This is a genomic window from Microbacterium sp. 22242 (assembly GCF_052045495.1).
Classification (GTDB): Bacteria; Actinomycetota; Actinomycetes; order Actinomycetales; family Microbacteriaceae; genus Microbacterium.
The window spans coordinates 308,289-321,620 of record NZ_JBQEOZ010000004.1 but is presented as its reverse complement, the minus strand read 5'-3'; the positions used below and the strand labels follow the sequence as shown (position 1 = coordinate 321,620).

The following is a 13,332-nucleotide window of genomic DNA, read 5'->3' as shown; positions in this document are numbered from 1 at the left end:
AACTGAATAGCCTGAACAGGCGCGATTGGCGCAGCGGTAGCGCGCTTCCCTGACACGGAAGAGGTCACTGGTTCGATCCCAGTATCGCGCACAACAGAAACCCCCGGTCAGCCGGGGGTTTTGTCGTTGATGGCGGAGTGTCCGGCCTTGCCGGCTTCTCCATCGCTTCGGGGGCCACACCCAGCGCCGGTCCGGTGTCGGTGGTGGGCGGTAGATTCCGGATCCCCGGCGATAGGGGCTGGAACGAACACCTGGGAGCGCGTCATGTTGTGGAGCATCGGAACCATGGGGCCGGACCGCACGGACGCGGTCACTGATCTCGTGACGGTCATCGCGGACGCGCCCGATGCGCCCGTTGAGGGCGTGTGGAGCGTCGGCGACGACTTCACGTATGCGGTCGCTCTCCAGCACGTCGCGGACGCCCTGCTGGAAGGGGGCCGCCCTGCGACGCCGATGAGCCTCGCGGTCCGCATGGCGGGGCGCGGCGGCACGGTGCACCAGGTCATGGATGACGGCACGCTGCGCGGGTGGCGACGCGACTACCCGGATCTCACCGCGCCGACCCTGAGCTGATCGCGCCGAACGCTGCTTCCGTGGTTCGCGTGTGGTGATCGCGTTCGATCCGTCCCGCCCGGTTCCTGATGACGCGCCTGAGAGATCCGGCCCGCCCCTGGTGCTCGATGTCACGCCGTGGTTGTGTGAGCGTGGGGGATCGAGCCGGAGAGCGGACGATGATGGCACAGGCGACGGCAGGGCACCGAGTGGTCGTGTTCATCCAGGAGAACAAGACCACCGACTTCTACTTCGCGACGATGGCGGCGTGGGGTGCGGCCGTGGCGAACCACGGCGACCTCCTCGCCGCTCCGCCGAACTTCGACCAGCCGCACGACCGCAACGCCTGGGTGCACTTCGCGATGGGCGACTACCCGGCGCTGGCGGCGCAGATCGACAACGATGCCGTGATCCCGTACTACAGCTGGCTGGCCAAGCAGTTCGTGTTCAGCGACCACCACTTCGGCTCCGGATCGAACTCGACACCGGGGCACATGCTGGCGATCGGCGGTCAGATGCCGACCCTGAAGAACCCGCCGTTCATCGGTGCGCATCCGGTCTGGGACATCCCGTCGATCTTCTCGGTGGCGGAGCAGGCCGGCGTGTCCTGGGGCGCCTTCCCCGACCAGGGCGGCTACCCGACCAAGTTCTACAAGACCCTGAACGAGACGCCGGGCTCCGCGCACGTGCACCCGCCGAAGGACTTCATCCCGATGGCGAAGGGCGGCGAACTGCCCCAGATCTGCTACGTGTGGAGTCCCGCGGGCTACGACGAGCATCCGCCGATGGTGAGCAACCCCAGCTACGTGACCGACGGCCAGAACCTGGTCTGGGACCGCGTGCAGGCCGTGATCGACGGCGGCGGCTGGGAGCAGACGACCTTCATCCTCACCTGGGACGACTGGGGCGGCTACGCGGACTCCGTCCAGACGCCGGACATCGAGACGGTGCCCGACGCGCTGCATCCGGACGGGTTCCAGGCGATCGGCGGTTCGCGGATCCCGCTGCTGATGTTCGGCGGGATGGTGCCGCAGCGGATCGACCCGGAATGGCACTCGCATGCGTCGATCCCGAAGACGATCATGGACCTGCTCGGGCTGCCCGCGATGGGCGTGCCGCGGGTCGACGCGGCTCCGTCCCTCGCTCATCTGATCGACCCGACGCTCACCCGGCCGGTGCCGCCGGCGCCCGGCTCGGCGATCGTGCAGCCGACACCGCCGCAGCCCGCGCCGGCACCGGTCGCGCCGCAGCCGTGGCAGGGACCGCTCGGAACGCCCATGCCGGCGCTCGTCACCCGCGACGGGAGCGCCCTTCCCGCACCGACCGACGGCGTCGTCCGGCCGCACCCGCCCAAGCCGCCGCACCTCTGACGCGGGAGTCCGCCGTATCCGGATCCTGGGGCGGTGCCGCGTCGCCGCGAAGGGGCCGCAGGGACTCCTAACCTGGTCCCATGCGGATCAAGTCGCTGGTCGTGGCGTCGGTTCCGGTCGTCGTCGGTGTCGGCTTCCTGTTCTGGGGCGAGGTGGTCTCGGCCAGGGCGAGTGCGCGCGGCGTCGGGCCGGGCCGGACGGGTGCACGCCGGACGGTGCTCGTGCTCGGCTTCGGCAACCGCGGCGACCGCGCGAACGCGGTCAACCGCTACCGGGTCCGCGCCGGACTGCGCACCCTGAGCGGGCCGGACGACCGCCTGATCCTCTCCGGGGGAGCCGTGCGCGCCGCGGAGCCGGAGGCGAGGATCCTGGCGCGCTACGTCCGGAGGCGCGGATACTCGGGCCCGATCCTGCTCGAGACCGAGAGCCGATCCACCGCGGAGAACATCCGCAACTCGATCCCGCTCCTGGAGGAAACGGAGGAGATCGCGATCGTGTCCAACGCGCTGCACGCCGAGAAGGCCCGCGGGTATCTGCGCGGCCAGCGGCCCGACCTCGGCGCCCGGCTGATCCGGGCGGAGGAGCAGCGTTTCGGCGAGATCCCCGTGATCAAGGCGGTGGCCGCGGCGCTGGCGCTCCTGGAGCGTCGCCGCAACCCCGGCGGACCCGCCTGCCGAGCCCCGCGCTAGGTTGGACGCTGCGCGATTCCGGACAGATGGGGGACAGGCATGCCCGACGACGGCGAACGATACCGGCATGGGCTCCGCCCGATGCGCGGACGGACACGGCATGAGTCGCACCGCGCGGCGACCCCGCTGGAGGCGCTGTACGACCTGGTCTTCGCGGCGGCGTTCGGCGTCGCCGGCGCGCAGTTCGCCTCGGGCGTCGCCGCCGGACACGGGGGAGCGGCGGTAGGAGCCTTCGCGTTCGCGGTCGCCGCGATCATCTGGGCGTGGATCAACTTCTCCTGGTTCGCGTCCGCCTTCGACACCGACGACTGGCTCTTCCGGCTCTTCACGATGGTGCAGATGGCGGGAGTCATCGTGCTCGCGATCGGGTTGCCGCGGATGTTCGAGTCGCTCGAGGACCACGGCGTCTTCGACAACCGGATCATGGTCGCGGGCTACATCGTCATGCGCGTCGGGCTGCTCGCGCAGTGGCTGCGGGCCTCCCGCGACCCGGCGTACCGCCGGCACGCGCTCACCTACGTCGTCTTCATCGCGGTCGCGCAGCTGGGCTGGGTGGTCGTGGCCTGGGCGCCGCTCCCGATCGGCGCGGGCTTCGCCGCAGCGGCCGTCTGCTGGCTGATCGAGCTCGGCGGTCCGCTCGTCGCCGAGCGCAAGGGCGACGGCGATCGGCGCGGCACGCCGTGGCATCCGCACCACATCGCCGAGCGCTATTCGCTGCTGACGATCATCGCGCTCGGCGAGACGGTGATCGGCACCCTCGCGGCGGCGCAGGAGGTCTCCGAGACCCAGGGCTGGACCGGCGATGCGGTCGTCGTGATCGGCGCGGGCGTGGCCATGACCTTCGCGCTCTGGTGGTCGTACACGATGATGCCGTCCGGGGCGATCCTCGCGGTGCGGCGCGAACGGTCGTTCGTGTGGGGGTACGGGCACGCTCTCATCTTCGCGAGCGTCGCGGCCGTGGGCGCGGGCCTGCACACCATCGGGTACGCCTACCGCCATGAGGATCCGCTCGCGACGCCGACGGTGATCCTGATGATCGCGGTCCCGGTCCTCGTCTTCATGGTGTCGGTCTCGATGCTGCATTCCTACCTCGTGCACCGGTTCATGAAGGGCCTGCCGCTGCACGCGGTCGCGATGCTGCTGCCCGCGCTCGGACTCGTGATCGCGTTCACCGGGGCGCCGCTGTGGGCGTGCCTGCTCGTCGTGCTCGCCGGTCCGGTCTTCGTCGTCGTGGCGTACGAGGCCGGCGGCTGGCGCCTCGCGCAGCGCCACCTGGACGAGGCGCTCGGCGAGGCGCGTCACGGCGCCCTGGATGGGGCGTCGGACGGACCGGCGTAGGATTCTGCCATGGACTTCGCCCGGAAGACGCACACGACGGCGGTCGTGCTCGCCGGCACGCGAACGCTCAAGGCCTGAGCGGGCAGGGCGCTTCTGCGCCCGAAGCTGAGCAGCCGAGATCATCGCCTTATCTGGAGAACTCCCCTTGTCTGAGAACCCTGTGTCCCCCTCTTCGGCGCCGTCCTACCCCTGCGACGGCTTCGCCCTGTACGGCCCGGACGGCCCGTTCAGCGACCGCTCTGTTGTCGCGATGCTCGTCAATGGCCAGCAGAAGGACCTCGCCGCGCTGGTGACCGAGAGCGACGTCGTCGAGCCCATCACGATCGACAGCCCGGAGGGCCTCGCGATCCTGCGTCACTCCACCGCGCACGTGCTCGCCCAGGCGGTGCAGCGGATCAAGCCGCAGGCCAACCTCGGCATCGGCCCGCCCATCACCGACGGCTTCTACTACGACTTCGGCGTGGACACCCCGTTCACCCCTGAGGACGTGAAGGCGATCTCGAAGGAGATGCAGCGGATCCAGCGCGAGGGGCAGCGCTTCGTGCGTCGCGTGGTCACCGACGACGAGGCGCGGGTCGAACTGGCCGACGAGCCGTTCAAGCTCGAGCTCATCGGCCTCAAGGGCCCTTCGACGGGCTCGGGGACCGCGGCAGCGACCAGCGCCGCGCACAAGGTGGAAGGCGCCTCGGTCGAGGTGGGCGAGGGCGAACTCACCATCTACGACAACGTCAGCAAGGACGGCGAGGTCGTCTGGAAGGATCTCTGCCGCGGACCGCACCTGCCGAGCACCCGTCTGATCGGGAACGGCTGGGACCTCACCCGCATCGCGGCCGCGTACTGGCGCGGATCCGAGAAGAACCCGCAGCTGCAGCGCATCTACGGCACCGCCTGGCCGAGCAAGGACGAGCTGCGCGCCTACCAGCAGCGTCTCGAGGAGGCCGCGAAGCGCGACCACCGGCGCCTGGGCAAGGAGCTCGACCTGTTCTCCTTCCCGGACGAGATCGGATCCGGCCTGTCGGTCTGGCACCCCCGCGGCGGCATCATCCGCGGCGAGATGGAGCAGCACGCCCGCCGCCGGCACATCGAGGCCGGCTACAACTACGTGTACACGCCGCACATCTCGAAGGAGGATCTGTTCCTCACCTCGAACCACCTCGTCACCTACAGGGACGGAATGTTCCCGCCGATCCGGATGGACGAGGAGCGCGACGCCGACGGGCATGTCACCAAGCAGGGCCAGGACTACTACCTGAAGCCGATGAACTGCCCGATGCACATCCTGATCTACAAGGAGCGCGCGCGCAGCTACCGCGACCTGCCCCTGCGCTTCGCCGAGAACGGCACCGTCTACCGCAACGAGCTGTCCGGGGCCCTGCACGGCCTCACCCGCGTGCGCGGCTTCACGCAGGACGACTCGCACCTGTTCGTGACCCCCGACCAGCTCGAGTCCGAGGTCACCAAGGTGCTCGAGTTCATCCTGTCCATGCTCCGCGACTTCGGGCTCAGCGACTTCGAGCTCGAGCTGTCGATGCGCGACGACGAGAAGGAGAAGTGGATCGGGACCGAGGAGTTCTGGGACTACTCCACGAACGCGCTGCGCAACGTCGCCCTCGCCTCCGGCCTCAAGCTCACCGAGGTGCCGGGCGAGGCCGCGTTCTACGGCCCGAAGATCGACCTGAAGACCACCGACGCGATCGGGCGCGTGTGGCAGCTGTCCACGGTCCAGGTGGACCCGAACCTGCCCGAACGGTTCGGGCTGGAGTTCACCGACAAGGACGGGCAGAAGAAGCGCCCGATCATGATCCATCGTGCGCTGTTCGGCTCGATCGAGCGATTCTTCGCGATCCTGCTGGAGCACTACGCCGGCGACTTCCCGCTGTGGCTGTCGCCCGTGCAGGTCATGGGCGTCCCCGTGGCAGAGGAGTTCGCCGACTACCTGGACGACGCGGTCGCGGCGCTCCGGGCGGTGGGCGTGCGCGCCGAGGTCGATCACTCCGACGAGCGGATGCAGAAGAAGATCCGCAACCACACCACGGGCAAGATCCCGCTGATCCTCATCGCAGGGGAGCAGGACCGCGCCGCCGGCACGGTCTCGTTCCGGTTCCGGGACGGATCCCAGGAGAACGGCGTGCCGCTCGCCGAGGCGGTCGAACGGGTGCGCCGCGCGGTCGAGGACCACGCGCTGGTCTCGTCCGCGGGCGACCTGCAGACGGCGGGCGAGCTCGCGTGACGGTCGCCGGCGGCGCAGGAACCGGCGAGGAGTCCGTGCTCGAGGATGCCGCGCACCTCGCCGGCGTCCCCGACGAGTTCCAGCGCCTCTGGGTGCCGCACCGGATGACCTACATCCAGGCCGGGCCCGAGCCGCTGCGCGAGGAGTGCCCGTTCTGCGACGCGCCCAAGCACTCGGACGAGGAGCGGCTGATCGTCGCTCGCGGACGCACCGCTTACGTGCTGCTGAACCTGTTCCCGTACAACTCCGGCCATCTGCTGGTCTGCCCGTACCGCCACATCGCGACGTACGACCAGGCGACGGCGGAGGAGGTGGCGGAGATCGGCGACCTCACCCAGACGGCGATGCGAGTGCTCGCGGAGACCTCGCGCTGCGACGGCTTCAACATCGGCATGAACCAGGGCGCCGTGGCAGGCGCGGGCGTGGACGCCCATCTGCACCAGCACGTCGTCCCGCGGTGGAGCAGCGACGCGAACTTCTTCCCGATCATCGCGAAGACCAAGGCGCTGCCGCAGCTGCTCGGCGACGTGCGCAACACGGTCGCCGCGGCCTGGCCTGCCTGAACCGGGACCCAAGCGGCAGGGGCCGTCGGGTTCCCCGGCGGACCTCAGCGGACTCGCGTGACCTCGAACTGCTCGCGCGGGTGCGCGTAGAACTCCTGCGCCTCGATCAGCCGGAGCTCGCGATCGCCCGACTCGAGCGTGAGCGCGAGCAGGTCGAACACGCTCGACACCGTCTTCCGGAGCGCCTCGGCCGCGGATCCCGAGCGGACGTAGTGCGCCGTGAACAGCGCTGCGGTCACATCGCCGGATCCGTTCGCCTTCATCGGCAGCTGCGGGGTCTGCACGATCCACGCGCCCTGATCGTCGACGGCGAGCATCTCCACGGTCCCCTCGGGGCGGTCGGGGCGCTCCACGCTCGTGACGAGCACCGTGCGCGGACCCATCGCCCTCGCCGCGTCGATCGAGGCGAGCGTGGACTCCAGCGAGTCGGGCGACGTGCCGGTCAGATAGCCGAGCTCGAACTGGTTCGGGGTGATGATGTCGGCCACCGGCACCACCCGGTCGCGGAGCAGCTCGGGGATGGCCGGGGCGACGAAGCAGCCCGACTTCGCGTTGCCCATGACCGGGTCGCACGCGTACACCGCGTTCGGGTTGGCGGCCTTGACCCGCGCGACCGCATCGACGATGACCTCGGCGATGCCCTCGCCGCCCTGGTAGCCGCTCAGCACGGCGTCGACCTCGCCCAGCACGCCGCGCTCCGCGATGCCCGTGATGACCTCGCGCACGTCCTCGGGCGCGATGAGCGGACCGCGCCAGGTGCCGTAGCCGGTGTGGTTGGAGAAGTTCACCGTGTAGACCGGCAGGACCTCCACGCCGATGCGCTGGAGCGGGAAGACCGCGGCGGAGTTGCCCACGTGGCCGTACGCGACGGCGGACTGGATCGAGAGGATCTTCATCCCTCGATCCTCCCATCCCGAGCACGTCCTCCCTGCGCCACCCCCGCGCCATTCCCGCGCCGTCGTCGCGCAGTCCTCGCGCAGAGAGCATCGATTCAGACAGCGTATGATCTGTCCTATGACAGAACTTGCACCCGAAGCCACCACCGGTACCGGTCGCGTCAAGCGCGGCCTCGCGGAGATGCTCAAGGGCGGCGTCATCATGGACGTCGTCACTCCCGAGCAGGCGAAGATCGCCGAGGACGCCGGCGCCGTCGCCGTCATGGCGCTCGAGCGCGTGCCCGCCGACATCCGCGCCCAGGGCGGCGTGTCGCGCATGAGCGACCCCGACATGATCGACGGCATCATCTCGGCCGTGTCGATCCCGGTGATGGCGAAGGCGCGCATCGGCCACTTCGTCGAGGCGCAGGTGCTGCAGGAGCTCGGCGTCGACTACATCGACGAGTCCGAGGTGCTCTCCCCGGCCGACTACGTGAACCACATCGACAAGTGGGGCTTCACCGTGCCCTTCGTCTGCGGTGCGACCAACCTCGGCGAGGCGCTCCGGCGCATCACCGAGGGCGCGGCCATGATCCGCTCCAAGGGCGAGGCCGGCACCGGCGACGTGTCCGAGGCGATGAAGCACATCCGCACCATCCGCGGCGAGATCGCGCGCCTGACGTCGCTCTCGAAGGACGAGCTGTACGTCGCGGCGAAGGAGCTGCAGGCCCCGTACGAGCTGGTCTCCGAGATCGCTGAGAAGGGCGCGCTGCCGGTCGTCATGTTCGTGGCCGGGGGAGTGGCGACTCCCGCCGACGCCGCCATGATGATGCAGCTCGGCGCCGACGGGGTCTTCGTCGGATCCGGCATCTTCAAGTCCGGCAACCCCGAGGCCCGCGCCGCGGCCATCGTCAAGGCGACGGCCGCGTACGACGACCCCGCCGTGATCGCCCAGGTCTCCCGGGGACTCGGTGAGGCGATGGTCGGCATCAACGTGTCCGACCTGCCCGCCCCGCACCGGCTCGCGGAGCGCGGCTGGTGACATCCGCTCTCCGGATCGGCGTGCTGGCGCTGCAGGGAGATGTGCGCGAGCATGCCGCGATCCTGACCTCGCTCGGGGCGGAGACGGTCTCCGTCCGCCGCCCCGAGCAGCTGGACGGCCTGGACGGCCTGGTGATCCCCGGCGGCGAGTCGAGCGTGATCGACAAGCTCTCCCGGATCTTCGGGCTGCGGGATCCGCTGCGCGTCGCGATCGGCGACGGTCTCCCGGTCTACGGCACGTGCGCGGGGCTGATCCTGCTCGCGGACGAGATCGAGGGCGCGATCGACGGGCAGCTGACGTTCGGCGGCCTCGACGTCACGGTCGCCCGGAACGCGTTCGGCGGCCAGGTCGAGTCGTTCGAGACGGAGCTGACCGTCGACGGCATCGACGGGGAGGTCGCGGCCACGTTCATCCGTGCTCCGCTGATCACCCGGGTCGGTCCGCAGGCGCGGGCGATCGCGACGCTGCCGGACGGCGGTGTGGTGGCCGTCGAGCAGGGCAACCTGCTCGGCACGAGCTTCCACCCGGAGATGAACGGCGAGTCCCGTTTCCATGCGCGGCTGCTCGACACCGCCCGGCGACGGCGAGGCGCCGCGGCGGCCTGAGGACCCGCGCTCGATGCCGATCTGCGGTCGGCCGCGCCGCGATCTTCTAGAATGGACGATGCCCTGCGGGACGTTCCGCGGGGAGACACGAGCGGGAGAGATATGTCCGGGCATTCCAAGTGGGCCACGACCAAGCACAAGAAGGCCGTCATCGACTCGCGGCGTGCGAAGTCGTGGGCCAAGCTCATCAAGAACATCGAGGTCGCCGCCAAGCTCGGCGGCCCTGATCTCTCGGGCAACCCGACGCTGTTCGACGCCGTGCTCAAGGCCAAGAAGACGTCCGTCCCGAAGGACAACATCGATCGCGCGATCAAGCGCGGCGCCGGCATCGGCGGCGAGTCGGTCGAGTACTCCTCGATCATGTACGAGGGCTACGGCACCAACGGCGTCGCGCTCATGATCGAGTGCCTCACCGACAACAAGAACCGCGCCGCGGCGGAGGTGCGCACCGCGCTCACCCGCAACGGCGGCACGCTCGCCGACCCCGGCAGCGTCGCCTACAACTTCACCCGCAAGGGCGTGATCGTGGTCGACGGCGAGGGCACCACCGAGGACGACGTCATGATGGCGGCGCTCGAGGCGGGCGCCGAGGAGATCGAGCCGCACGCGCAGGGCTTCGAGGTCATCACCGACGCCTCCGACCTCGTCGCGGTCCGCACGGCCCTGCAGGAGGCCGGCATCGAATACGAGTCGGCCGACGTCGAGTTCGTGCCGAACCTCAAGGTCGAGATCGACGCCGAGGCCGCGCGCAAGATCTTCCGTCTGATCGACGCCCTCGAGGACAGCGACGACGTGCAGAACGTGTACGCGAACTTCGACCTCACGTCCGAGGTGCAGGCCGAGCTCGAGAACGACGAGTAAGCCGAGAATCTCTTCGATGGCCGCGCCGCAGATCGTCCCGTATGATCCGGCGTGGCCATCGCTCGCTGAGGCTTGGCTGGAACGCATCCGCCGGGCGGTCGCGGCGGTGACGCCGGAGCCGCTGCGACTCGATCACATCGGTTCCACCGCTGTGCCCGGACTCGATGCCAAGGGCTTCCTCGACCTGCAGCTGCTCATGGCCGAGCTGCCCGACGAGGCGCAGATGAGCACCGCTCTGGCGTCGTGCGGATTCCGGCGTGCGCGCGGATCCCGTCCCGATTCCCCCGGTGTCGACCGGGACGTTCCGCGACCGGGAACCTCTCCCGCTCATCACGAGAAGCTGCTGTTCTTCCGGGAGGAGCCGCATCCGCAGAACCCCGGAGTGATCCTGCATGTGCGCCGCATGGACTCCTCATTCGCCGACTTCGTGCTGTGCTTCCGCGACTGGCTCCGTTCCGATGGCAGCGCCCGCGCGGACTACGCGGCGCACAAGCGGGCTTTGGCGGCGGAATTCGCCGGCGCGGACGACTACGACGACTACACCCGGGCGAAGTCCGTCTTCATGGACGAGGCGCAGCGGCGGATGGGATGGCCCCGCCCCCCGCGGGCGACGGCCGCCCCGACCTCTCGCTGATCGCCGCTCCGGGGGGCTCCCCGCTCGCGCCCCGCTGTACACGCACGGAGGCGCGCTGCGCGCAGAGCACCGCGATGAGCATCACGACGATCCCGAGCACGCTGACAGGGCCGAGCCGGTCGCCTGCGACGAGCACGCCGCAGAGGGCAGCCCAGACGGGCTCGGTGCCCAGCAGCAGTCCCGCGTGCGTCGCCGAGGTCGCCGCGATGCCCCAGGTCTGGATCACGAACACCGCAGCGCCCGCCACGACCCCGAGGTACAACAGCGCACCGATCCGCGTCGGCGTCATGGCGGCGAAGAACCTGCCGACCGGCGCGTCGATCACAGGACAGAGGATCGCGAAGGCGAGGCCGACGGTGCTGAGCTGGATCGCAGTGAGCCGATACGGATCCATCGACCTGCCTGCCTGAAGAGCGCTCGACGACGTCACGTGCGCGACGCGGGCGAGCGCGGCACCCAGGATGAGCAGATCACCCGTGCCGGGCATCGTGAGCCCGTCCCCCGACGAGATCAGCCAGGCACCTGCGACTGCAACTGCGCAGAGCATGACGACCCCGGCGTGCAGCCGGGTGCGCCGTACGGCGGACTCCGCGAACGGGACCAGCACGATGCACAGCGCGATGAGGACTCCGGCGTTGGTGGCGCTCGTCAGCGCGACCCCGTAGGTCTCCAGCGCGAACACGGCACTGAGCGGAAGACCGAGCAGGATCCCGGCACGCCATTCCTGCGATGTCGGCCGGCCGCGCCGCAGGACGAGGGCGAACAGCGTCAGCGCAGCCGCCGAGATGAGCATGCGCGTCGCGATGAGCACCGGCGCGAGATCCGCCTCCGGCAGCAGCTCCTTGACGACCAGGTATGTGGAACCCCAGCAGGCCGCCCCTGAGAGCAGCATCATGTCGCCGAGGCGGAGGCGAGGACGACGAGGGGAGGGGAGCGGCACCCGTCCACCCTCGCGCTGGCAGAGAGGACAGACAAGATGCCGATCTCTGTCCTTGAGCATAAGTTGTGCTTATGGATCCGACTCAGCTGCGTGCTCTTCGTGAACTGCGCGACCGTGGATCGATCGCGCGGGTCACAGCGGCATTCCGGCTCACGCCCTCGGCCGTCTCGCAGCAGCTCGCGGCGCTGCAACGCAGCGCCGGCGTCGCCCTGACCCGGCTGGAGGGCCGACGCACCGTGCTCACAGACGCCGGCCACGCGCTCGCCGACGCCGCCATTGGGGTGGAGACTGCGTTGACGGATGCACGGGAGGCGATCGCCCGCTTTCACCGGTCCGAGGATGCGACGGTCTCCGTCTCCGCGCTCTCCTCCGTGGCGCAGACCTTCTTCCCGACGCTTCTGGCGACCGCCCTGCCCGGCCGACCGGTGCTCGCCCTGACCGACCGGGATGTCGCGCACGACCGCTACGCCGCGCTCACCGCCGACATCGACCTCGTCATCGCGCATCGCCTGCCGGGGCGGGCGGCCTGGCCCCCCGGCGTCCGCGTCATTCCGCTGCTGGAGGAGCCGCTCGATGTGACGTTCCGGCGCGGACACCGCCTCGACGTGCCCGGGCCGGTGGCACCGGGGGAGCTCGCGGACATCGAGTGGATCAACGTGCATGCGGACAATCCGCTGGCTGATTCGGTCGACCTCCTCGGGGCGCTCGGCGGACGTGAGCCGGTGATCCGCCACCGTGTCAACGACTACGCCGTCACCACCGCGGTGCTCGCGGTCTCCGATGCGGTCGCGCTCCTGCCGCGGCATACCGGCGGAGTGTACGTCGGTCCCGGGCTGGTGCAGCGCCCCATCGTGGCGGATGCCGCCCCGCGGCGCCGCATCGACGTGCTCGCCCGCCCCGAAACGCTGCACCGAGCGGCCGTGCGGGGCGTGCTCGACGCGCTGCGTACCCGGGCTGCGGCACTCAGCGGGACCGGGACATTGGACGGATCCGCGACAGCGGAGCGCCTCGGCGCCGGAAGCGACGTCGGCGCCTAGCCTGGAGCGATGACAGGAGTGCGGCGGATCCTGGGCATCGACCCCGGCCTCACGCGATGCGGCGTGGGCGTGGTCGATGTCGACGCGAGGCGCCGCGGCACCCTGGTGCACGTGGGTGTCATCCGGACCCCGGTGGACGCGCCGATCGGCGAGAGGCTCGCCGCCGTGGCCGCCGGCATCCGCGCGGTGATCGCCGAGCACGCGCCCGTCGCGGTCGCCGTCGAGCGGGTCTTCGCGCAGCAGAACAGCCACACGGTGATGGGCACGGCGCAGGCGAGCGGCGTCGCGCTGCTCATCGCCGCCGAGTACGGCCTGCCGGCCGCGACCCACACCCCGAGCGAGGTGAAGGCCGCCGTGACCGGCTACGGATCCGCGGACAAGAAGCAGGTGCAGGCGATGATCGCCCGGATCCTGCGACTGGACGCGCCCCCGCAGCCCGCCGACGCGGCCGACGCTCTCGCGATCGCGCTGTGCCACGCATGGCGCGGGCCAGGACTGTCCGCAGGGACGGCCGACGGCGCGCTCACGCCGGCGCAGAAGGCCTGGGCGGACGCCGAGCGTGTCGCTCGAACATATCTACGAGCCGGTGCGTAGAC

Annotated in this window: 14 protein-coding genes and 1 tRNA gene; 13 read left to right on the top strand and 2 right to left on the bottom strand. The window is 70.2% G+C overall.

Going from position 1 to position 13,332, the window contains the following annotated elements:
• Positions 1-19: 19 nt before the first annotated feature.
• The 7 genes from ACTJJZ_RS06505 (at position 20) to ACTJJZ_RS06475 (ending at position 6,742) form a co-directional block, all read left to right on the top strand.
• Positions 20-91 (top strand) — tRNA-Val (locus tag ACTJJZ_RS06505).
• A gap of 173 nt (positions 92-264) precedes the next feature.
• Positions 265-573: a hypothetical protein gene (locus ACTJJZ_RS06500; protein ID WP_440720359.1), complete on the top strand. Its 309-nt coding sequence runs from the start codon at positions 265-267 to the stop codon at positions 571-573.
• 161 nt (positions 574-734) lie between these two features.
• Complete coding sequence (locus ACTJJZ_RS06495) at positions 735-1,922, top strand: alkaline phosphatase family protein (RefSeq protein ID WP_440720358.1); 1,188 nt, start codon at positions 735-737, stop codon at positions 1,920-1,922.
• Between the two features lie 80 nt (positions 1,923-2,002).
• Complete coding sequence (locus tag ACTJJZ_RS06490) at positions 2,003-2,611, top strand: YdcF family protein (RefSeq protein WP_440720357.1); 609 nt, start codon at positions 2,003-2,005, stop codon at positions 2,609-2,611.
• A gap of 81 nt (positions 2,612-2,692) precedes the next feature.
• Entirely contained in the window at positions 2,693-3,949 is a 1,257-nt protein-coding gene (locus tag ACTJJZ_RS06485; protein ID WP_440720356.1) for a low temperature requirement protein A, read from the top strand.
• A gap of 250 nt (positions 3,950-4,199) precedes the next feature.
• On the top strand, positions 4,200-6,179 hold the full coding sequence (gene thrS, locus ACTJJZ_RS06480) for a threonine--tRNA ligase (RefSeq protein ID WP_440720393.1): 1,980 nt from the start codon (positions 4,200-4,202) through the stop codon (positions 6,177-6,179).
• Positions 6,176-6,742, top strand: coding sequence for an HIT family protein (locus ACTJJZ_RS06475; protein WP_440720355.1), 567 nt, complete (start codon positions 6,176-6,178; stop codon positions 6,740-6,742). Before thrS ends, ACTJJZ_RS06475 begins: the two co-directional genes overlap by 4 nt.
• 44 nt (positions 6,743-6,786) lie before the next feature.
• Here the strand turns inward: ACTJJZ_RS06475 and pdxY are convergent, their stop codons facing one another.
• Positions 6,787-7,638 carry a pyridoxal kinase PdxY gene (gene pdxY / locus ACTJJZ_RS06470; RefSeq protein ID WP_440720354.1) on the bottom strand — a complete coding sequence of 284 codons (852 nt, stop codon included), beginning with the start codon at positions 7,636-7,638 and terminating at the stop codon, positions 6,787-6,789.
• A gap of 118 nt (positions 7,639-7,756) precedes the next feature.
• Between pdxY and pdxS the strand changes: the two genes are divergently transcribed.
• The 4 genes from pdxS to ACTJJZ_RS06450 all read left to right on the top strand — a co-directional run bounded on the left by pdxS (position 7,757) and on the right by ACTJJZ_RS06450 (position 10,759).
• Positions 7,757-8,659: a pyridoxal 5'-phosphate synthase lyase subunit PdxS gene (pdxS, locus tag ACTJJZ_RS06465; RefSeq protein WP_440720353.1), complete on the top strand. Its 903-nt coding sequence runs from the start codon at positions 7,757-7,759 to the stop codon at positions 8,657-8,659.
• Complete coding sequence (pdxT, locus tag ACTJJZ_RS06460) at positions 8,653-9,264, top strand: pyridoxal 5'-phosphate synthase glutaminase subunit PdxT (RefSeq protein ID WP_440720392.1); 612 nt, start codon at positions 8,653-8,655, stop codon at positions 9,262-9,264. Before pdxS ends, pdxT begins: the two co-directional genes overlap by 7 nt.
• A gap of 102 nt (positions 9,265-9,366) precedes the next feature.
• Positions 9,367-10,125, top strand: coding sequence for a YebC/PmpR family DNA-binding transcriptional regulator (locus ACTJJZ_RS06455; protein ID WP_440720352.1), 759 nt, complete (start codon positions 9,367-9,369; stop codon positions 10,123-10,125).
• Positions 10,126-10,141: 16 nt separating this feature from the next.
• Positions 10,142-10,759: a GrpB family protein gene (locus ACTJJZ_RS06450; protein ID WP_440720351.1), complete on the top strand. Its 618-nt coding sequence runs from the start codon at positions 10,142-10,144 to the stop codon at positions 10,757-10,759.
• Here ACTJJZ_RS06450 and ACTJJZ_RS06445 read toward each other — a convergent pair.
• Positions 10,686-11,699, bottom strand: a complete 1,014-nt coding sequence (locus ACTJJZ_RS06445; RefSeq protein WP_440720350.1) for a DMT family transporter — start codon at positions 11,697-11,699, stop codon at positions 10,686-10,688. The two genes, ACTJJZ_RS06450 and ACTJJZ_RS06445, sit on opposite strands and share 74 nt — an antisense overlap.
• 71 nt (positions 11,700-11,770) lie before the next feature.
• Here ACTJJZ_RS06445 and ACTJJZ_RS06440 point away from each other — a divergent pair, with 71 nt between their 5' ends.
• Both ACTJJZ_RS06440 and ruvC read left to right on the top strand, forming a co-directional pair.
• Positions 11,771-12,736, top strand: a complete 966-nt coding sequence (locus ACTJJZ_RS06440) for a LysR family transcriptional regulator (RefSeq protein WP_440720349.1) — start codon at positions 11,771-11,773, stop codon at positions 12,734-12,736.
• 9 nt (positions 12,737-12,745) lie between these two features.
• Positions 12,746-13,330: a crossover junction endodeoxyribonuclease RuvC gene (ruvC, locus tag ACTJJZ_RS06435; protein ID WP_440720348.1), complete on the top strand. Its 585-nt coding sequence runs from the start codon at positions 12,746-12,748 to the stop codon at positions 13,328-13,330.
• Positions 13,331-13,332: the final 2 nt, after the last annotated feature.

Excerpts from the sequence above, each read along its gene's own strand:
- pdxY (WP_440720354.1), bottom strand. The coding sequence starts at position 7,638 with ATGAAGATCCTCTCGATCCAGTCCGCCGTCGCGTACGGCCACGTGGGC.
- ACTJJZ_RS06455 (WP_440720352.1), top strand. The coding sequence starts at position 9,367 with ATGTCCGGGCATTCCAAGTGGGCCACGACCAAGCACAAGAAGGCCGTC.
- ACTJJZ_RS06440 (WP_440720349.1), top strand. The coding sequence starts at position 11,771 with ATGGATCCGACTCAGCTGCGTGCTCTTCGTGAACTGCGCGACCGTGGA.
- pdxS (WP_440720353.1), top strand. The coding sequence starts at position 7,757 with ATGACAGAACTTGCACCCGAAGCCACCACCGGTACCGGTCGCGTCAAG.
- ACTJJZ_RS06500 (WP_440720359.1), top strand. The coding sequence starts at position 265 with ATGTTGTGGAGCATCGGAACCATGGGGCCGGACCGCACGGACGCGGTC.
- ACTJJZ_RS06450 (WP_440720351.1), top strand. The coding sequence starts at position 10,142 with ATGGCCGCGCCGCAGATCGTCCCGTATGATCCGGCGTGGCCATCGCTC.
- ruvC (WP_440720348.1), top strand. The coding sequence starts at position 12,746 with ATGACAGGAGTGCGGCGGATCCTGGGCATCGACCCCGGCCTCACGCGA.
- thrS (WP_440720393.1), top strand. The coding sequence starts at position 4,200 with ATGCTCGTCAATGGCCAGCAGAAGGACCTCGCCGCGCTGGTGACCGAG.
- ACTJJZ_RS06495 (WP_440720358.1), top strand. The coding sequence starts at position 735 with ATGGCACAGGCGACGGCAGGGCACCGAGTGGTCGTGTTCATCCAGGAG.
- ACTJJZ_RS06485 (WP_440720356.1), top strand. The coding sequence starts at position 2,693 with ATGCGCGGACGGACACGGCATGAGTCGCACCGCGCGGCGACCCCGCTG.
- ACTJJZ_RS06490 (WP_440720357.1), top strand. The coding sequence starts at position 2,003 with ATGCGGATCAAGTCGCTGGTCGTGGCGTCGGTTCCGGTCGTCGTCGGT.